The organism is Algoriphagus sp. 10J20-15, assembly GCF_055809615.1.
This window is the reverse complement of record NZ_JBVVUG010000032.1, coordinates 99,120-117,557: the sequence shown is the minus strand read 5'-3', so window position 1 is coordinate 117,557 and position 18,438 is coordinate 99,120. Positions and strand designations below refer to the sequence as shown.

The 18,438-nt window shown below is 41.8% G+C and carries 14 protein-coding genes and 2 pseudogenes; 5 read left to right on the top strand and 11 right to left on the bottom strand.

The window, feature by feature from the left end; genetic code table 11:
- Position 1 precedes the first annotated feature (1 nt).
- The 6 genes from AC0L6R_RS12725 to AC0L6R_RS12700 all read right to left on the bottom strand — a co-directional run bounded on the left by AC0L6R_RS12725 (position 2) and on the right by AC0L6R_RS12700 (position 6,027).
- Positions 2-1,465 (bottom strand): UDP-N-acetylmuramoyl-L-alanyl-D-glutamate--2,6-diaminopimelate ligase, encoded by a 1,464-nt coding sequence (locus tag AC0L6R_RS12725; RefSeq protein WP_283414754.1) that lies wholly within the window; start codon positions 1,463-1,465, stop codon positions 2-4.
- The gene (locus AC0L6R_RS12720; protein WP_283414755.1) at positions 1,466-3,574 is read right to left on the bottom strand and encodes a penicillin-binding protein; all 2,109 of its coding nucleotides are present in this window, start codon (positions 3,572-3,574) and stop codon (positions 1,466-1,468) included.
- Positions 3,571-3,954, bottom strand: coding sequence for an FtsL-like putative cell division protein (locus AC0L6R_RS12715; protein WP_473271541.1), 384 nt, complete (start codon positions 3,952-3,954; stop codon positions 3,571-3,573). The genes AC0L6R_RS12720 and AC0L6R_RS12715 overlap by 4 nt, the downstream gene beginning before the upstream one ends.
- The gene (rsmH, locus tag AC0L6R_RS12710; protein WP_283414757.1) at positions 3,951-4,862 is read right to left on the bottom strand and encodes a 16S rRNA (cytosine(1402)-N(4))-methyltransferase RsmH; all 912 of its coding nucleotides are present in this window, start codon (positions 4,860-4,862) and stop codon (positions 3,951-3,953) included. Before rsmH ends, AC0L6R_RS12715 begins: the two co-directional genes overlap by 4 nt.
- Positions 4,863-4,866: 4 nt before the next feature.
- On the bottom strand, positions 4,867-5,301 hold the full coding sequence (mraZ, locus tag AC0L6R_RS12705) for a division/cell wall cluster transcriptional repressor MraZ (RefSeq protein WP_283414758.1): 435 nt from the start codon (positions 5,299-5,301) through the stop codon (positions 4,867-4,869).
- A gap of 534 nt (positions 5,302-5,835) precedes the next feature.
- The gene (locus tag AC0L6R_RS12700) at positions 5,836-6,027 is read right to left on the bottom strand and encodes a CsbD family protein (protein ID WP_283414759.1); all 192 of its coding nucleotides are present in this window, start codon (positions 6,025-6,027) and stop codon (positions 5,836-5,838) included.
- 362 nt (positions 6,028-6,389) lie between these two features.
- On the opposite strand from AC0L6R_RS12700, the gene AC0L6R_RS12695 reads away from it, so the two are divergent.
- Together AC0L6R_RS12695 and AC0L6R_RS12690 are read left to right on the top strand one after the other, a co-directional pair.
- Positions 6,390-7,415 (top strand): ligase-associated DNA damage response exonuclease, encoded by a 1,026-nt coding sequence (locus tag AC0L6R_RS12695; RefSeq protein ID WP_473271540.1) that lies wholly within the window; start codon positions 6,390-6,392, stop codon positions 7,413-7,415.
- Positions 7,412-9,010: an ATP-dependent DNA ligase gene (locus AC0L6R_RS12690; RefSeq protein ID WP_473271539.1), complete on the top strand. Its 1,599-nt coding sequence runs from the start codon at positions 7,412-7,414 to the stop codon at positions 9,008-9,010. The genes AC0L6R_RS12695 and AC0L6R_RS12690 overlap by 4 nt, the downstream gene beginning before the upstream one ends.
- Positions 9,011-9,117: 107 nt before the next feature.
- On the opposite strand, the gene AC0L6R_RS12685 is transcribed toward AC0L6R_RS12690, so the two are convergent.
- Entirely contained in the window at positions 9,118-11,175 is a 2,058-nt protein-coding gene (locus AC0L6R_RS12685; RefSeq protein ID WP_473271538.1) for a M56 family metallopeptidase, read from the bottom strand.
- Positions 11,175-11,546, bottom strand: a complete 372-nt coding sequence (locus AC0L6R_RS12680) for a BlaI/MecI/CopY family transcriptional regulator (RefSeq protein ID WP_283414763.1) — start codon at positions 11,544-11,546, stop codon at positions 11,175-11,177. Before AC0L6R_RS12680 ends, AC0L6R_RS12685 begins: the two co-directional genes overlap by 1 nt.
- A 341-nt stretch (positions 11,547-11,887) precedes the next feature.
- Between AC0L6R_RS12680 and AC0L6R_RS12675 the strand changes: the two genes are divergently transcribed.
- Genes AC0L6R_RS12675 through AC0L6R_RS12665 form a run of 3 tightly spaced genes read left to right on the top strand, consistent with a single transcriptional unit; the run spans position 11,888 to position 14,807 of the window.
- On the top strand, positions 11,888-12,991 hold the full coding sequence (locus AC0L6R_RS12675; protein ID WP_473271537.1) for an alkene reductase: 1,104 nt from the start codon (positions 11,888-11,890) through the stop codon (positions 12,989-12,991).
- Positions 12,992-13,046: 55 nt separating this feature from the next.
- The gene (locus AC0L6R_RS12670) at positions 13,047-13,811 is read left to right on the top strand and encodes an NRDE family protein (protein ID WP_473271536.1); all 765 of its coding nucleotides are present in this window, start codon (positions 13,047-13,049) and stop codon (positions 13,809-13,811) included.
- 6 nt (positions 13,812-13,817) lie between these two features.
- On the top strand, positions 13,818-14,807 hold the full coding sequence (locus tag AC0L6R_RS12665) for a YpdA family putative bacillithiol disulfide reductase (RefSeq protein WP_473271534.1): 990 nt from the start codon (positions 13,818-13,820) through the stop codon (positions 14,805-14,807).
- A gap of 76 nt (positions 14,808-14,883) precedes the next feature.
- On the opposite strand, the pseudogene AC0L6R_RS12660 reads toward AC0L6R_RS12665, so the two are convergent.
- From AC0L6R_RS12660 to AC0L6R_RS12650, 3 genes and pseudogenes are all read right to left on the bottom strand, one after another.
- Positions 14,884-16,816 (bottom strand): annotated as a pseudogene (locus AC0L6R_RS12660) (CHU_0125 family OmpA-like outer membrane integrity protein).
- Positions 16,817-16,942: 126 nt separating this feature from the next.
- Positions 16,943-17,431 (bottom strand): hypothetical protein, encoded by a 489-nt coding sequence (locus AC0L6R_RS12655; protein WP_473271532.1) that lies wholly within the window; start codon positions 17,429-17,431, stop codon positions 16,943-16,945.
- Positions 17,432-17,510: 79 nt separating this feature from the next.
- Positions 17,511-18,300: pseudogene (locus tag AC0L6R_RS12650) on the bottom strand ((Fe-S)-binding protein).
- Between the last annotated feature and the right edge of the window lie 138 nt (positions 18,301-18,438).

The following is an 18,438-nucleotide window of genomic DNA, read 5'->3' as shown; positions in this document are numbered from 1 at the left end:
CTCAGCTCTGTGTCAATTGTTGTAAAAACTCGGTTACTACTTCGGTATCATCGAAGTGATGCTTCACTCCTTTGATTTCCTGATAATCCTCATGGCCTTTGCCGGCGATAAGAATGATATCTCCTTTTTGTGAAAGCATACAAGCCGTCTTAATTGCCTCTCTGCGATCCACAATGTTTAATGTTTTTCTGATTTCAGACGGACCTACCCCAGCCTGCATATCTTTTAGTATTTCTTCCGGCACTTCAAATCGAGGGTTGTCAGAAGTAAGAATTGCTTTATCACTTTCCTGAACAGCAATTTTTGCCATGATGGGACGCTTGGTTTTGTCACGATTTCCTCCACAGCCCACTACTGTGATCAGTTGTTCCCCACCCGTTCTAGCACCGTTGATTGTTTTAAGGACATTATCCAAAGCATCTGGCGTATGCGCATAATCCACGATAGCAGTGATTCCAGCAATGGAAATTCTATCGAAACGCCCTTTAGCTCCGCGGATCCCTGAAAGCTCACGAAGAACTTCGTCCTCCTCTTCGCCCAGAAGGACAGTGACTCCCAGAACCGCCAGAAGATTGTAGGCATTGAATGCCCCGATCATCCTGAACCAGATCAACTTACCGTTGATGTCTAGCTCCAGTCCTTCGAGTGTATTGGAAATGATTTTGGCTTTGAATTCCGCAGGAGACTTCAGCGCAAAAAACTGATGTGAAGCTTTGCAATTCTGCAACATCACAGATCCTCGTTTATCATCACCATTTACCAGTGCAAAAGCCTCTTTTGGAAGCTCATCAAACAACTTCTTTTTTGCCTTGATGTACTCGTCAAACGTGCCATGATAATCCAAATGGTCATGGCTGATATTTGTGAAAACTGCTCCGGCTAATTTCAACCCAGCTATTCGCTCTTGCACAATGGCATGCGAACTCGCTTCCATAAAGCAATGCGTACAGCCTTCCTTCACCATTTTGCGAAGCAAAGCCTGCACACTCACCGCGTCTGGCGTAGTATGAGTAGCGTGGATAACAGTTTCATTAATTTTATTTTCTACAGTAGAAAGCAAGCCTGTGCTGTAGCCCATTCGCATGAAAAGTTGATGCAAAAGAGTGGCTGTGGTGGTCTTTCCATTAGTACCTGTGATCGCCACTACCTTGATACTCTCAGAAGGATTGTCAAAATAGTTACTTGCCATGACACCAAGCGCGCGGGCAGAATTCACCACTTCCACGTAGCTTATTCCTTCTACTAGTTTCTCTGGCAATTGCTCACAAACGATGCTCTGAGCACCTAAACCAATTGCTTTTTCAATAAACTCATGGCCGTCTACCTGTGTACCTTTGATCGCTACGAAAGCACTTCCTTCCGTGACCTGACGGCTATCAAAGACAATATCCTTCACTCCCAACTCCATGTCTCCGGTAGTAGAGGTAAGCGATACTTTATATAATATGTCTTTTAGTACTTTCATTTATCCTAATACCAGATTTATGGTTGCGTTGGGTCTTAATTCGGTCCCAGCGGAAATAGACTGCGCTTTTACTCTGCCTTTCCCAGTGTAATTGACTTTCAATCCTTTATTCTCAAGAATGAAAAGCGCATCTCGAAGCGGAAGTCCTGACACATCAGGTACAGTCGACTTGTCTGTATCATTGACGCTCATCTGAACACTTGCATCCTGGGCGACTGTCTTCACCCATTCCTCAGGATTAGCAGCAGATGCCTTCAATCCAAGTTGCTGGAAAATGCCTTGAAGCTCTTCCGCTTTGCCTGCTTTCACGTATGGCAATTGCGTTCCATCTGCTTCAGCCCTGAATATTTCTTGCTGATTGTCTGGGTTTAATTCAATGTCAAGTGCATAGATTTTGTCTGCGATTTCTTTAAAAACCGGCGCAGACACATCTCCCCCGTATGCAGCAAAGCCTTTTGGACTATCGATCACCACAATCATTGAATATTTTGGATTGTCAGCAGGGAAATAGCCTGCGAAACTTGTATAGTAAATTCTGGAATACTGTCCGTTGATCAGCTTTTGAGCAGTACCTGTTTTACCTGCGATTTTGTAATCGGCGTTGGCGATATTTTTCGCTGTTCCATTCTCTACAACTCCTTCCAAAAGTCCTTGAAGAAGTTTGATGTTTTTCTCAGAAGCGATCTGCTTCCTGATGACTTCAGGTTGATATTGCTCTTCTATGATATTTCCTTTGGAAACCGACTGAACGATATATGGCTTCATCATTTTGCCTCCGTTAGCTACAGCATTATATAATGCAAGCGTATGTAGAGGATTCAGCTTCACTTCATATCCTATAGAAATCCAAGGAAGCGATACACCTGACCAGCCTTTCTCTCCAGGTTTATTAAAATAAGGTTTGCCTTCGCCTATTAACTGAAAGCCAAAAGGCTCGCGAAGTCCAACTTTATCTACATAAGCCATAAACTTGGATGGGCTGGCGCCAAAATGCTCATCAACCAATTTGGACACTGCGACGTTGGAAGATTTCTCAAAAGCCTCACGTATGGTCAACGTACCATAACCACCATTCTTGGCATCACGCATCGTACGATTGTAAAATTTATGAGCACCGTTGCCAGTTTCTATCGTTTCTTCCAGTGTGATTTTATTTTCTTCCAAAAGCGCCAACATGGAAAGCAACTTGAACGTAGATCCTGGCTCAGTATTCCCCTGATCTCCAATGGCGTAATTGTAGTTTTCACCATATCCATTGCCACTGGTATTACGCTGCAAATTGGTTATTGCCTTGATCTTTCCAGTCTTTACTTCCATCACGATCACTGATCCAAATTCCGCATCTCGATCTGTCAACTGACGTCTCAAGGCAGTTTCTGCCACATCCTGAATATTCACATCAAGCGTAGTAGTGACATCGTATCCATTCTCAGGCTTCACATCTTCCGCATCAAAAACCGGCTTCCAACTTCCTCCGGCTAAGCGCTGGAAAAGCGCTTTTCCATCCTGACCTTGCAGGTAATTATTGAAGCTGTATTCGATTCCAGCACCATATTCGTCTTCATTCAAAAAGCCAACTGTTCGGCTGGCAAGGGAATTAAACGGTCTATATCTTTTTTCTACTTTCTCGAAAATAACTCCACCTCCCAGTCTTCCTTCTCTGAAAATTGGCCAGTTGGACATTTCCTGCATGCCTTGATACCCGATCTGCTTTCTGTTCAAAACCAAATAGCGCTTGTTGTCCAATCTGGCATCATTGATCATTCTTTTGTAGGAGGATGCTGATTTATCCTTGTAAAAGCCGGAAAGCATTTTAGCCAAGGAATCAATCCCAGCTTTATACCGATCAGACTTAGCAATAGTCGGATCTAGAGCCACTCTATAAAAAGGAAGGCTAGTTGCAAGCAAACTTCCGTCAGCAGCATAGATATTACCGCGAGTTGCGGGCACTTCCCGGTATTGGAAATTGATCGTTTCAGCTTTTTCACGCCATACGTCTCCCTCCGCCATTTGAAGTTTGGCGACTTTGTACGGGATGGCCGCTGAGCATAACGCTATCAGGATAAACACCACCCGCACTCGGATCAATATGGATTTTTTGAAATTCACTTCTCTACCTCGATTTTTATCGGTGGTTGATTCAATTCAAATATGCCTTGCTCAGCTACTCGCTTCGCTACTTCGGACTGCATGCTACTCAGCATGTATTCTGCTTCGAGCGTAGTCACATCCGCACGAAGATCTTCTACTTCCTGCTGCGCTTTTTCTATTTTCCGCACCATGTTATCAGCGCGGTGATTACTCCAGATGTAGATCAAAGCCAATAAAGCCACAAATCCAACCGGCGGAACCAATTGGACAGGCACTCCTTCTCCCAACACACCAGTGACATCCAGCTTCTCCTCTATCCATGTGAAAATGGATTTGCGAGGACCACCTTTTGGTTTGTTGCCTGACTTCAATTTCTTTCTGAATGTATTATTGCTCATACCTCCGTCTTCTTCGCTATTCTGAGTTTTGCACTTCTTGCTCTTGGGTTGGACGCGATTTCTTCAGCATTCGCCACTACAGCCCCTCTGCTCACTGGCTCCAGAGGCCGAATTAGATTCCCATAGAAATCCTTCTCCACCTCACCTTGAAATTTGCCTTTGATCATCAGATTTTTCACCAGACGATCTTCCAGACTGTGATAGCTCATCACTACCAATCGCCCTTGCGGCTTAAGCACTTCTACCGCCTCGAGCAGCATATCTTCCAAAGCACCCATTTCGTCATTAACTTCTATTCTCAAAGCCTGAAAGACCTGAGCATAGTATTTAAAGTCTTTTCCCTTTGGGGCATATCGTTTCAAAAAGGCTGTAAACCCCTCTGTCGTTTCGAATGGCTGAGAAGCTCTTTCGGAGACAATTGCTTGCGCCAAGGTCTTTGCGTTTTTCACCTCTCCATACATTCCAAGAATCTTGTGAAGCTTTCCCTCGTCGTAGGTATTCAAAACTTCCTTGGCTGAGACATCAGCCGACTGATTCATGCGCATATCCAGAGTTCCGCTGAATCTGGTAGAAAAACCTCTGCTAGGCTCATCGATCTGATGGGATGAAATGCCAAGGTCCGCCAATACCCCATCGACCTTCTTCACGCCATGTAGTCTCAGGTATTTTTTTAAATCCCGGAAATTCGCAGCGATAAAGGTGAAGTTGTCAGACGCAGGAATATTTGCCTCAGCATCCACGTCTTGATCGAAGGCATAGAGATGCCCCTTGTCCAGATGCTTCAAAATCTCACGTGAATGCCCACCTCCACCAAAAGTCACGTCTACATAAATCCCATTGGGATCAATAGACAAGCCTTCAGTGCATTCGGCTAGCATCACTGGGATATGGTAAATAGACTCCGTCATGAGATTAAGAGAGATGCTTTTCCATCAGGCTAGACAAGTCCGCCGGATCTTTGATAATATTATTTAGGTAGTTTTCAGAATTCCAGATTTCTATTCTAGTACCGTTCCCTGCCACCATTACTTCTTTTTCCAGTCCAGCATAAAGCTGAAAATGCTTTGGAATCAACAACCTGCCCGCGCTATCCAATTCTACGTCAGTGACTGAATTGAAAAAAGACCTCTGCAGCAAGCGCTGTTCAGGATTATTGATATTCAGAGACTTTATTTGATTCTCTAATTTTTTATATTCCACCATAGTGTAGAGCGCCAAACACCTATCTTCAGCCATTCGAAGCATAAGCGCACTCCCATTTGCCTCCGGAATTGCCGCCTTGATCTTGGCCGGCAAAACCAGACGCCCTTTGGGATCTAGCTTGCAATCGTATTGACTGTTGAACATAAATTTTTGAACTCTTTAGAATGATGAGTATGTAGTAAAGACAAAAGTAACAAAATGCTCTCCACTTTCTACCACTTTACTCCACAAATTCCCACTTTGACTTAAAAGTAGGGATTTCTTTATTCCATCCCAATTATTAATTGAAAAATTCAAGGATTTTTTTGGAGGTATTGTATTGATTAGAAAGCCGTTAGAGATTCCCCAAAATGAGGCAAAACAAAGCGGATTGGAGGTTTTTCTTAAGCTAAAAAGTCTATAATGGCTGGAGCTCAGCTGATATAAAAAGAAAAGTGGGGGAATTTCCCGGGATTTTTCAATAATAAGGAACAAAGTGGGGAAAAAACCCACTGATGAGAAATTCCAACCTTACTATTTAAACCCTTCACCTACCCACTTCAGGATCTAGCAACTCATGAATCAAAAATAGCTACTAGGTATTAAAACGCATGAATTCAAAGAACTCAAAACGTCCAGACATAAAAAAAGCGCTCTCGCATGGAGAGCACTTCTAAAAGAATACTTACATTTTCGAGATTAAATACTATCGATAAATGATTTAACTTCTTCTTTAGACTTACCGGTTTTCTTCTGAATCTTACCAAGAAGTTCATCAGATTTACCTTCATCATACATAAGATCATCGTCAGTCAAATCACCGTATTCTTGCTTCAACTTACCTTTGATCTCGTTCCAGTTTCCTTTTACTTTATCTTCAAATGCGCTCATAATTGTTGAGTTTAGTGGTTATAGTTTTCATTAATTGTATTGAGTATAAACCATATTTAATGCCACTTAACTAGTTTAGCTTTAAACAGCAATAAACGGCCTTATCGTTTAAAACCAGCTTTCCGGCTAAGACTTTGTTCTTCAAATTGGGGAATCAGATTCAGAAAATGAGGATATTATTAGTAGAAGCTGAAGCTTAAAAAATCATTTCTTTCAATTGAATTCAGTAAGTTCCTAGATTCCGTATACTTTTTCTCTCCAAATAAGTTAAGAGGCCAATTCCCTAATAACCCATCATTGTATTGGTGTCTATGGAATGATGATTGAAATTATTCTATACTAACTTAGTTTAACCCTTGCAAATGAAGCACTCAGACCTTTTAATTTTTAATTCAAAAGGAATTTACTGTCCAAAAGCTCAGATTTACATTGACCCATGGAGACCAGTGAAAAATGCCATTATCACCCATGGCCACTCTGATCATGCGCGATTTGGACATAAGAATTACTTGACTCATCACAGTAACATCCCCATTATTCTCCATAGACTAGGAGAAATTAATGTTCGGGGAATTGAATGGAATGAACCATTTCACATAAATGGTGTCACTTTTAGCCTTCACCCTGCCGGACACATTATAGGATCATCACAAGTAAGAGTAGAGCACAAAGGTGAAGTTTGGGTCTTTACAGGAGACTACAAAACCGAAGATGATGGAGTTTGCTCTCCTTATGAACCCATCAAATGCAACACGATGATTACTGAGTGCACATTTGGACTACCTGCTTTCAAATGGAAACCTCAGGCTGACGTATTCGAAGAGATCAATGAATGGTGGCAAAGCAACAAAGATGAAGGTAAAACTTCTGTATTATTCGGATACACACTGGGTAAAGCACAAAGGATCCTTATGCATCTTGATCCATCAATAGGAAAAATCTTCACCCATGGAGCGGTTGAGAATATGACGGAAGTTCTCCGTCCCCAATTGAACATGCCCGAAACACATCTAATTACTAGAGAAACTTCTTCTAAAGAAATTTTGGGAAATGTGGTAATCGCACCACCGAGTGCTCATGGCACGCCATGGATGAGAAAAATGGTCCCTTTTGAAACCGGAACCTGCAGTGGATGGATGGCTTTTCGCGGAGCAAGAGCGCGGAGGGCAACCGATAAAGGTTTTGTCCTATCGGACCATTGTGATTGGCAGGGACTTTTGCAAAGCATTAAGGAAAGTGAAGCGACTCGGGTTATTTGTACACATGGATATACCGATATATTCAGCAAGTATCTACGGGAAATCGGGTATGATGCAAGTATTGAAAACACCGATTATGAAGGTGAAAAAGAGGACACATCTGTCACTGAAACCATTCAATCGGCATGAAACAATTTGCCCAATTGATAGAGAAGCTGGACTCAACTAACAAGACCAATCAGAAAGTGGCCGCTTTGGCTTCTTACTTTGCGGAAGCGAATGAGGAGGATAAACTCTGGACTATGGCCATCCTTTCTCACAGAAGACCTCCCCGACCTGTAAACACTACCTTACTTCGCAGCTATGCTGCCGAATTAGCAGAAATCCCACTTTGGCTTTTTGAAGAAAGCTATCACATCGTGGGCGATCTTGCTGAGTCAATAGCATTGGTTGTGCCAAATGATATTCATTCGAGTGATAAATCCCTGAGTACCATTCTAGACGAGCTCGTTTTATTAAAACCTAAAACTGACCTCGAGAAGAAAAAGTATGTGCAGGATATGTGGATGCAGTTGGATTATTATTCCCGATTTGTCTTTACAAAATTTCTGACCGGATCCTTTCGGATTGGAATAAGTCAAAAGCTAATGACCAAGGCTCTTTCGCAGGTTACTTCCGTGCCTCAAGATGAACTGGCCTACCGGTTAATGGGGGATTGGGAACCAGGGACCACTACTTTTGACGAATTGGTTTTTGGAAGAAATGAACAGGCCTATGTATCCAAACCCTATCCATTTTATCTCGCTTATGCCTTAGAAAATGAGCTTGAAGAACTAGGCGATGTTACCGAATGGGTTGCTGAGCACAAATGGGATGGAATTCGTGGGCAGGTGATAGCAAGAAAAGGAGAAATATTCGTGTGGTCCAGAGGTGAAGAACTTGTCACTGACAAATATCCCGAAATCGCAGCATTGGTAAATTTTCTTCCTGATGGAATTGTAATTGACGGGGAAATCCTAGCCTTCATCGACGGACAAATTGGGCTATTTAATGATTTGCAAACCCGTATAGGTAGAAAAAATGTAAGCAAGGGTATCCTTCAAAAAGTCCCGGTGATTTTCAAAGCTTATGACCTCTTGGAGTCTAATGGAGAAGATATTAGAGCATTTAGCTACGTGGAGCGAAGAGCTCTCTTGGAAGATTTGGTTCAGAAAACAAATCACCCAGCTTTACATATTTCAGAACAAATGCAATTCTCCTCCTGGGAAGAAGTAACTGCAGAACGAGAGCTTTCCAGAGATAAGCGAAGTGAGGGTTTGATGTTGAAAAAGAAATCAGCCTCTTATCAAGTGGGGAGAAAAAAAGGCGATTGGTGGAAGTGGAAAACGGATCCGCTTACGATTGATGCGGTGCTAACCTATGCAATGCGCGGTCATGGTAGAAGAACAAATCTTTTTACTGATTACACTTTTGGCCTTTGGCAACCAAATGAAGCTGGTGAGTTGGAGCTGGTAACTTTCGCAAAGGCCTACTCAGGCCTGACGGACAAGGAGTTTGCAAAAGTAGACAGCATCATCAAAAAGACCACTTTAGAGCGATTTGGACCGGTACGAAGTGTTACTCCTACCCTAGTTTTTGAATTGGCATTTGAAGGAATTGCTTTTTCCAATCGTCATAAAAGTGGGGTTGCTGTTCGCTTTCCCAGAATTCTTCGCTGGAGGCAGGACAAAAAGATTGAGGATGCCAATACGCTGGATGACCTTAAGGCATTGATTCCTGAATGAACATTTCAAAGTAGGAGCACGAGAAAAAAGACCTGTCCATGGGGCAAGTCTTTTTCAAAGCATCAACACACAATTACCATTTCAGGTATATCTTAAGAATGTTAGTTCTATTTGTTATCGTCTTTTTTCTTTAACTGCTCTTCTAATTTTTTCTGGTAAGCCTCAATTTTGGCTGCATTCTCTTTCTGCCAAACTTCCATTTTGCGTTGGTACTCCTCCAATTTTGGTTGCATTTCCTTTTCCCAAGCTTTCATTTTCGCCTCATACTCCTTCATTTTGGGCTCATTAGCTTTTTGCCAAGCTTCCATTTTTGCCTCGAATTCCTTCATCTTCGGCTCATATGCTTTTTGCCACTCAGCCATTTTCTTCTCAAATTCCTTCATTTTTGGCTCCATCGCCTTCTGCCATTCTTGCATTTTAGCCTCAAACTCCTCTTGATGAGCCTCCCATTCCACAGCCTTTAATTCAGCCGCTTTTGCCCACTCCGCAGAACGACGCTCCATATCTTTCGTCCATTTTTCTTTTTGCTCTGGAGTCATATTTTTGATGGTATCTGCATTAAAGAAAACACCAGGACCATTTTTCCCATCAAATTCAAAAATCATTGGGTGATCGCCCATTTCGAAGTTCATTGAAGGCATTCCGCTCATATCGAAGTCTGGAACTGGAGCCATTTCAAACTCCATCGGCGGCATAGGTGCCATGTCAAAATCCATCAAAGGAGCCATCGCTTGATCAGGGAAGACAGGCATTGAACTTAAGTCTAATACTGCCAAATCCTCTAAAATCAATACATCACCATTTTGCTTATAAACGTAAGAGGCTTTTTTGCTATTTTTTATGATAACAGTATCCCCTTTTGTAATGATAGTATCTCCTTTAACGAGAACATGCTCAGGCTTTGCGTATTGATATTCTACGATTTGATTTTTCGAGTTTACATAGGCTGGCTTACCATCAGTGATCACAACCTTTTCAACTTCATTATCTACTATGGTATCCAGAGATACATTGGTGTTTGAATTGACATTGGCGTTGAGATTGATGTTTTTTTCAACTTCAGCAATTGCTTGCATTTCCGAATTCACGTCAACTGTAACAGGGTTTATTTTCTCAACAGAGACCGAAGCGTCCTGTTGTGCGGTCGCCATTAGGCCAGCGCTTAATAAGAGTGTAAGTAACATAGGGATAGAGATAATAGGGTTTTGCGGATATGTCTGAGCCGGATGACCCAGAATTCTTTTGATTCTTTGAAGGGTAGGGTTCCTTCTTTTCCCCGCTGCCAAGGCAAGTTCGGGAGGATTTTGTTTAGCAAAATTCAATACTTCTGCCAGGCTATAAGCCAGCTCTTTGGGTGTGACACCAATCTTTACAGCCAAATCATCTGCAGCATTTTCTCGCAGCTCTTTTACCGTTTGGTTCATCCACCAATAACATGGATGGTAAAAGAACATCACCTCGAGAGCCGATTGAATTAGATTAATGAGGTAATCATTACGCTTCACATGGGCCAACTCATGTGCTATAATGGCTTCCAATTGCACTGGGGTAAGCTGGAAGATTAATCCTGCAGGAATAAGTATAATAGGTTTGAGAAAGCCAAAAGTAATGGGCGATACCCCAGAAGAAGTCAAGCGTATCTCTACGTTTTTCGAAACATCCATTTTTCCCATTAGGCGATAAAGCATTTTTTCCAACTGGAAATCCTGAGGTTTCGAAGAGGATTTCCTTAATGTTCGCACTTCTGACAAGCTACTGAATAACCGGAAAAGAAAGAGCAATGCACCAACAAACCAGAAATTTACCAACAGCGGAAGTTGAAGTTCTATCCAATTGACAGACATCGCAATCACAGCATCAATTCCAAATGTAGAAGAAGATTGCATGGCCTGAGGGGCACCTGCAATAAGTGCCATTCGATCAAATAAAGGGGTGGGTGTAAAGCTGGAAATCTCATAAATAAACGTTCCGAGGGCTGCCACAACCGTCAACCCCAGGGCTGCCAAACCCATAGTGTATTTGAAAGCAGGGCTTTTCTTTCTAAACAGTTTCAAAAGCAACCAAAGGCCTGCACCTATTAGGACAAGTTGCCAAAGTGAATGCACAAGAGTCCAACCCATGGCATACAGCAAACTTTCGGGAATCCAGTCGTTCAAAAGATTCATTATTTTTTATTTTCTAGTTGGTCTAAAAATGCTCTAATTTCATCTAACTCCTCCTTTGACGGGTTCTCTTCACCCAACGCCTGGAGTACCAATTTCTGAGCTGAACCACCAAAAGCTGTGGTTACCAAATTTTTCAGCAGAGATTTTTGTGTTTCTTTTTGATTAGTCGCAGGACTGTATATATGTGTTCGCTGCGACTCGTTCCGACTGACCATCTGTTTGGCGTGCATATTTTGCATAGTCTTCAGGGTGGTCGTGTATCCAGTATCCTTTGTCTCAGCTAAACGCTCGTGGACTTGGCGTACACTTGCCTGCTTCATTTCCCATAACAGGGAAAGTATTTCTAATTCTGATTCTGTTGGCTTGCTCATGGCTGATTATACGATAACTTTCGTACCAAAGATATACGATGAAAATCGTAAGAGCAAAATTCTACGAAAATAATCGTATTAAAAAGTGTTAACAATCTGTTATTCAAATACTAGTACTATTTATAAGCAAACGAATGATACTTAGGTTTTAGCGCGGAACATCCCCTTTCCTATTACAGAGGATCACAAACCATTGTCCATTTCTGAAGTTTGGTAAGGTTTTATTGTCCGTTATAGCACAAAATGGAATCCACAGAAACCATTACCCAAAAGCCTGAACTTTATTGCCTCTACATTAGTTGTATAGACACCGAATTTTTGAAAACAAACCAACATTTACCATGAACACCGATCAACCTTTACTCAAACCTATCACGCTTGCAGGCGGATTGGAATTAAAAAACCGAGTTTGGATGGCTCCAATGACCCGTAGCCGTGCTGACAATCCTTCAAATAAACCGTTTGAGATCCATGAAAAATATTATGCTCAACGAGCTTCTGCAGGATTGATCATCACGGAAGGTTCACAAGTTTCCAAACAAGCCGTAGGCTACATAAATACCCCAGGAATATATTCTGATGTACAAGTAGAAGGCTGGAAAGGAGTAACTAAAGCTGTACACGAGGAAGGTGGTAAAATTTTCATTCAACTTTGGCATGTAGGTAGAATCTCGCACCCCGATTTCCACAACGGAGAATTGCCTGTAGCTCCCTCAGCCATCAATCCGCACGAAAAGTCATTTACTCCGGAAGGTTTTAAAGAAACAGTGACTCCCAAGGAAATGACACGGGCAGAAATCAAACAGACTGTTCAAGATTTCAAAAATGCAGGTAAAAACGCAATGGAAGCCGGTTTTGATGGCATTGAGATACACAGTTCCAATGGCTATCTACTACACCAATTCTTCAATGCTACCAGTAATACCAGGAGAGATGAATATGGAGGGTCAATAGAAAACAGGGCCAAGATACTTTTCGAGATCATCGAGGCATTGAAAGAAGTAATGCCAGAGCAAAAAATCGGTTTGAGACTAAACCCGTCGCTTAATGGTGTGTTTGGAATGCAAGCTGATGAGGAAACGATTCCAACTTTTGAGTATATCGTGAAGAAATTGAATGATTACGATTTAGCCTATTTGCACCTTTCTGAGCCATTCACTGATGTTTCAGAAATTCCATACCTAGTGAGCCATATTGCAAAGCATTTTAGACCGTTATATAAAGGTACGCTTGTAATAAATGCTGGCTTTGACCAAGAAAAGGGAAATAAAGTAATCGAAGATGGAGACGCTGATGCAGTTGCTTACGGGACATTATACATTTCAAATCCGGATTTAGTGGCCCGCTTTGAGGCAGGTGCCGATCTAGCTCAGCCAGACAAGGATACATTTTATACACCTGGTGAAAAAGGTTATACCGATTACCCTACGATGAAGGAATCCTAAGTTGTGTAATCACCCTAAAGGCCGGAATATCCGGCCTTTTCTTTATTTTTAGCCTATGTGTCTAGTAGCTTTTTCCTGGAAAACCCATCCAGAATATCCATTAATCATTAGTGCCAACCGAGATGAGTTCTTTAATCGACCCTCCGAGGCCTTGCATGTCTGGGAAGCTGGCTTTTACGCTGGAAAAGATTTAAGAAGTGGTGGCACCTGGATGGGATATCACCCAAATGGGCGCTGGTCATTACTTACGAATTACCGGGATTTTAATAACCCACGAAATGCCAAGATCAGTCGGGGCAAGCTAGTTCAAGCTTGGTTGGAAAGTACGATCGCACCAGAAGAATATTTGGAAGGAATTCAAAAATATCAGGACCAATATGATGGATTTAATCTGCTCGTGAGCGATGGGAAAAAGCTATTCTATTTCAGTAATTATTCTCCCCAGATCCAAGAAATAAAACCCGGGATCTATGGTTTGAGCAATGCGCTACTCGATGAACGATGGCCAAAAGTAGAACTGGCAAAAGAGCAATTGATTCGCCTATCAAAATCTGCTTTTTCCACAACTGATGTACTCAATATTCTAAAATCTAAAAAGACATTTCCACAAGAAAAATTACCAAACACAGGTGTGCCACTTGAAATGGAAACTTCCCTCTCTGCGCAATTAATAAGAATGTCGGGGAATTATGGAACGGTTTCGGCAGCAGCAGTGGTTCAACATAAGTCCGGGCTTGTAAAGCTCAAACAACGAAGTTTCCAATGGAATCCAGATCTTTATCAAGATACTGGCTTTCAGTTTCAACTTGATCAAACCTAAGACCTAATGACAGATAAAATATATGACATGCTCATCGTCGGAGGCGGACCAATAGGTCTTGCTTGCGGTGTGGAGGCAAAGAAAGCTGGGTTGGATTATGTTATCGTCGAAAAAGGCGCACTCACAAATTCAATTTATAATTACCCTATTAACATGACTTTTTTCTCCACCTCAGATAGGTTGGAGATGGCAGGAATTCCTTTTATGTCCATTGGAAACAAACCAAATCGTACGGAAGCCCTGGAATACTACCGAAGAATTTTCTCTCACTTCGATCTTAATGTCAAGCTCTATGAAGCTGTAAAAACGATGGAGAAACAAGAGGAGCTATTCCAAGTAAAGACTTCAAAAGGAGAGTATCTCGCCAAGAATATCGTAATGGCAACCGGCTTCTATGACTTGCCAAATCTGATGAATATTCCAGGTGAGGATCTTCCTAAAGTTCATCATTACTATAAAGAACCTTGGCCATTTATCAACCAGAAAATCATCGTAGTCGGCGGAGCTAATTCTGCAGTCGACGCTGCCTTGGAATGCTGGAGAAAAGGCGCTGAAGTGAGTATGGTTTTACTTGAAGATGAAGTGGATCAGGCGGTGAAATATTGGGTTCGTCCTGACATTGTCAACCGGATCAAAGAAGGATCTATTAAGGCATACACCAAATCAAGACTTAAAGAAATCCGCGAACATGAGGTCGTAATTGCTACTCCTGAAGGAGATGTGACTATTGAGAATGATTTCGTACTGGCAATGACCGGATACAAGCCTAATTTCAGTTTATTAAATCAATTGGGAGTCAAATTGAGCGAGGATGAAAAAAGGCAGCCAGAGTACAATGAATTGACTCATGAATCAAATATCTCTGGAGTTTACCTAGCGGGAGTAGTTTGTGGCGGATTGAATACACGTGAGTTCTTCATCGAAAACAGCGTGGTACATGCTGGGATGATCGTGAAGGATATAGTGCAAAAATCAGAAGTGAAAAGTAAGAAGTAAGAAGTTGGGATTAAAACCAAAATAGCCTGATCGAATCACTTCGATCAGGCTCTTCTATTTTAGGACAGCTTACTTTTTATTCCTTTATCTCAATTACCTTAAATTCTGTTCTTCGGTTTGTCTGGTGCTCTTCTTCAGTAGTTGCATTTTTGATAATCAACTGACTTTCTCCATACCCTTTGGCGACTAACCTATCGGCAGAAATTCCTTGGGAAACAATGTAGTCCACCGCAGATTGTGCTCTACGTTGAGATAGGTCTTGATTGTATTGATCCGACGATCTATCATCGGTGTGCGAGCTCAACTCGATTCTGATAGCTGGATTGTCTTTAAGTATCTGAACCAATTTATCCAGTTCGACAGCGGCATCAGGTCTAATATCTGCTTTATCCAAATCGTAATAAATATTCTCAAGAACAATAGAACGATCCAGCACCAGTTGATCCAGCACAATCGTAGTATCCAGCGTAATATTGGTTACGTCTTGTACCAGAGTAGAAATATCCGGGGTTTTTCCTGTGGTCGTGTATGGTATTGATTTAGAGAAATAGCCACTCTTCGAGGCAATGATTGTAAAGTCAGAATCCGGGGTCAAAGTAAATCTTACTCTACCGTTCGTGTTAGAGAAATCTCCACCTGCTTGTTTATTCAAACTATCGTAAAGGACCACTCTTGCTTGCTCCAGAACCTCGTCATCTTTCCCAGCCACTCGTTGCTTGGTATAAACGTTAAGCAAGACATTGATGATTTTTGGCTTAGGAGTTTTGTCCTCAAAGAAATAGATATCATCATCTCCTACTCCCCCATCTCTGTTGGAAGAAATAAAGCCTGCTTTCGGATATTCTGTAAAAAATAGCGAGAAATCATCATTAGTACTATTGAAGTTTTCTCCGAGATTTTTGATAACCTGCTTTCCTGATGCATCATTTTCTGCCACAAAAAGATCCAGTTTTCCAAATCCAGGATGTCCATCAGATGAAAAGAAGAACTTGCCATCTCCCATAGGTCTTGGAAAAAGCTCGTTTCCTGGCGTATTAATGGTTGGTCCTAGATTCTTTGGATTTCCAAAGTCACCATTTGCCAATTTGGTTGCGCTATACAAATCTATCCCTCCATAACCCCCAGGTCTATTTGAGGCGAAGTACAATACCTCGCCGTCTTCGGAGAAAGCAGGTGTAGAATTCCACCAAAACTCATCTTCATTTACAGGCATCCAGATTGGCTGTGTAAAGCCTCCACCTCTGAAATAAGAAACAAAAAGCGCAGTTTCAGGAAGATCTTTGTCCGAAGTAGAATTACCCCGAGCATAAATAATGGTGTTGCCATCAGGACTGATCGCTATCGCAGCTTGGTTCAACCCCTCTTCATTTTTGAATTCTGGAAGAGCTTGAGTTCCACTTACATCTACACGAAGTCCATCTGCTCTTGCTCTAAATAATTTAGTATAGGGTGATCCATCTGCAGGATAGAGTCCGCTTGCCTGACGACCTGATGTGAAATAAATAAAATCCTCACTGATAACCGGCGCATAATCAGGTCCGGCAGTATTTAAGTCTTTATAATTCACCAACTCATGATATGGCCAGTAATCCTTCTATGCCCTCCGACAATTTGATGGCTTCAAGTTGACGCTGAGTCTCCGCCAAATACGTTTCATCCTGCGTGTAGCCCTTTGCTTTCTCGAAGGCTTCCTTAGCTTCTTCATCTTTATCCTGAGCTTTCAAACTTAAACCTAAGCGATAGTAACTATCAAAAGTAGGATCCACTTCCACAAGTTTCTCATAATAAGGAGCTGCCTCTTCAATTCGGTTAGACAGTCTATAGCTCTCCGCTATAATTTGGTTTGCCTCCTTGTTTTCAGGGTCATCTGCTAAGATTTGAGAAAAGGAATTAATAGCATATTGATATTGACCAGAGAGAAACTGGTCATTTCCTTTTTCCTGAAGGCTCTTGCATGAGGTTACCCCAATGAAGAGTAGTAAGCAAATCCAAAAAAAATGGTTTTTCATCTGTTTATAATTTGTCTTTCAAAGGGCATATGGAATCTCACATGGTAACCTCTCACAATGTTGCGATTGAATCATGTCCGATTTCATCTTAAAGGTGATTGGCGATCTATTCTGAATATTACTAAATTAATTTGGAAAGTATCGGTTCAGCCAGCTATTCCCAGCCAAAATCCATATACTTTCCAAGTCTTTTTTATTCTTAACCTGTGGGTTAATCACGAGGGTTTGAGTATCTATCTCTCCAGAAGTGACTTTTGACTTGATCCCTAAAGCAGAAGCTACGGTGATTTCACCCGTATTGGATTTAAATGTCACCTTACCTTGATCCGTGATATTGTTTTCAATTTCACTCTCCAGCTCACGCAAAGTCCGCACAGAACTATCAATAGAGCAACCGCTAGCCCCTAAGCCTGACTCATCTACTGCTAACACCAAAATTTGGTTGTCCAAAATCTGAAATGAGGTAGGCATTCGATTACCATGCGTATTCCAACCATCACAAAAGGCCGAAAGTTTTCTGCTAATCAACTCCTTTTCCTGCTCAGTAAATTGACGTGCCGCTTGGTAAACCCAAACCCGTGAATCTTCTGAAATATCTTTAAATTCTACGTACATAAATGCTTATTACTTATTAGCAAAGAAAAACCCTTTCTACCTAACGGCAAAAAGGGTCAAATTGATTCAGAGAAAATAGTTAAATCCCCATATCCTTGGCGATCATCTCAGCCAAGTCATAGACTTTCACATCAGCTTCTCTTTCCTTGTTCTTCACTCCATCTGTCATCATCGTCAAGCAGAATGGACAACCTACAGCAATTGCACTGGCTCCAGTAGCTAAAGCTTCCTCTGTCCGCTCCACATTGATATCTTTTCTGCCTGGTTCTGGTTCTTTGAACATCTGCGTCTCCAGCTCCACAGCAAAGTCCTTTGGTCTTGCAACGCTTCATCTCCACCAATTCCACATCTAAAGCTTTGATCACCTCTCGTGGTGCTTCATAGACATTATTTGCTCTACCTAAGTAGCAGGAATCATGGAAAGTGATTTTCTTTCCTTTGAATTCTCCCCCTCCTTTCAGCGCCACTTTTCCTTCATTGATCAGTTGCTGAAGAAACTGTGAATGGTGAATCACTTCATAATTTCCTCCCAAGGCTGGGTATTCATTTTTAATGGTGTTGAAGCAATGAGGACAAGCAGTGACTACTTTTTTGATGTTATAGCCATTCATTACCTGAATGTTGGCAACGGCTTGCATCTGGAAAAGAAATTCATTCCCAGCCCGTCTGGCAGGATCTCCTGTACAAGCTTCTTCTGGACCGAGCACGGCAAAGCTTACACCTACTTTATTCAAAATTTTCACAAAAGCCTGTGTAACGGCTTTGTATCTATCATCAAAAGATCCGGCACAACCTACCCAGAATAGCACTTCTGGACTTTCTCCTTTGCCGGCCATCTCGGCCATGGTTGGTACTTTATATGTTGACATGATTATTAGTTTTCTTTATCTGTGATTATGCCAGTAAGTTCTCCTCTTTGGTTAACTGGCTGGAAGACCGATGACGGGTGACCGAAGTAGCCTCAATGCCAGCATAATCAGAATTTTATAATATTTTCTTTAATGATA

Coding starts and splice junctions, on each gene's coding strand:
- AC0L6R_RS12725 (WP_283414754.1), bottom strand. CDS start 1,465: ATGAAAGTACTAAAAGACATATTATATAAAGTATCGCTTACCTCTACT.
- AC0L6R_RS12715 (WP_473271541.1), bottom strand. CDS start 3,954: ATGAGCAATAATACATTCAGAAAGAAATTGAAGTCAGGCAACAAACCA.
- rsmH (WP_283414757.1), bottom strand. CDS start 4,862: ATGACGGAGTCTATTTACCATATCCCAGTGATGCTAGCCGAATGCACT.
- mraZ (WP_283414758.1), bottom strand. CDS start 5,301: ATGTTCAACAGTCAATACGATTGCAAGCTAGATCCCAAAGGGCGTCTG.
- AC0L6R_RS12700 (WP_283414759.1), bottom strand. CDS start 6,027: ATGAGCGCATTTGAAGATAAAGTAAAAGGAAACTGGAACGAGATCAAA.
- AC0L6R_RS12695 (WP_473271540.1), top strand. CDS start 6,390: ATGAAGCACTCAGACCTTTTAATTTTTAATTCAAAAGGAATTTACTGT.
- AC0L6R_RS12690 (WP_473271539.1), top strand. CDS start 7,412: ATGAAACAATTTGCCCAATTGATAGAGAAGCTGGACTCAACTAACAAG.
- AC0L6R_RS12685 (WP_473271538.1), bottom strand. CDS start 11,175: ATGAATCTTTTGAACGACTGGATTCCCGAAAGTTTGCTGTATGCCATG.
- AC0L6R_RS12680 (WP_283414763.1), bottom strand. CDS start 11,546: ATGAGCAAGCCAACAGAATCAGAATTAGAAATACTTTCCCTGTTATGG.
- AC0L6R_RS12675 (WP_473271537.1), top strand. CDS start 11,888: ATGAACACCGATCAACCTTTACTCAAACCTATCACGCTTGCAGGCGGA.
- AC0L6R_RS12670 (WP_473271536.1), top strand. CDS start 13,047: ATGTGTCTAGTAGCTTTTTCCTGGAAAACCCATCCAGAATATCCATTA.
- AC0L6R_RS12665 (WP_473271534.1), top strand. CDS start 13,818: ATGACAGATAAAATATATGACATGCTCATCGTCGGAGGCGGACCAATA.
- AC0L6R_RS12655 (WP_473271532.1), bottom strand. CDS start 17,431: ATGTACGTAGAATTTAAAGATATTTCAGAAGATTCACGGGTTTGGGTT.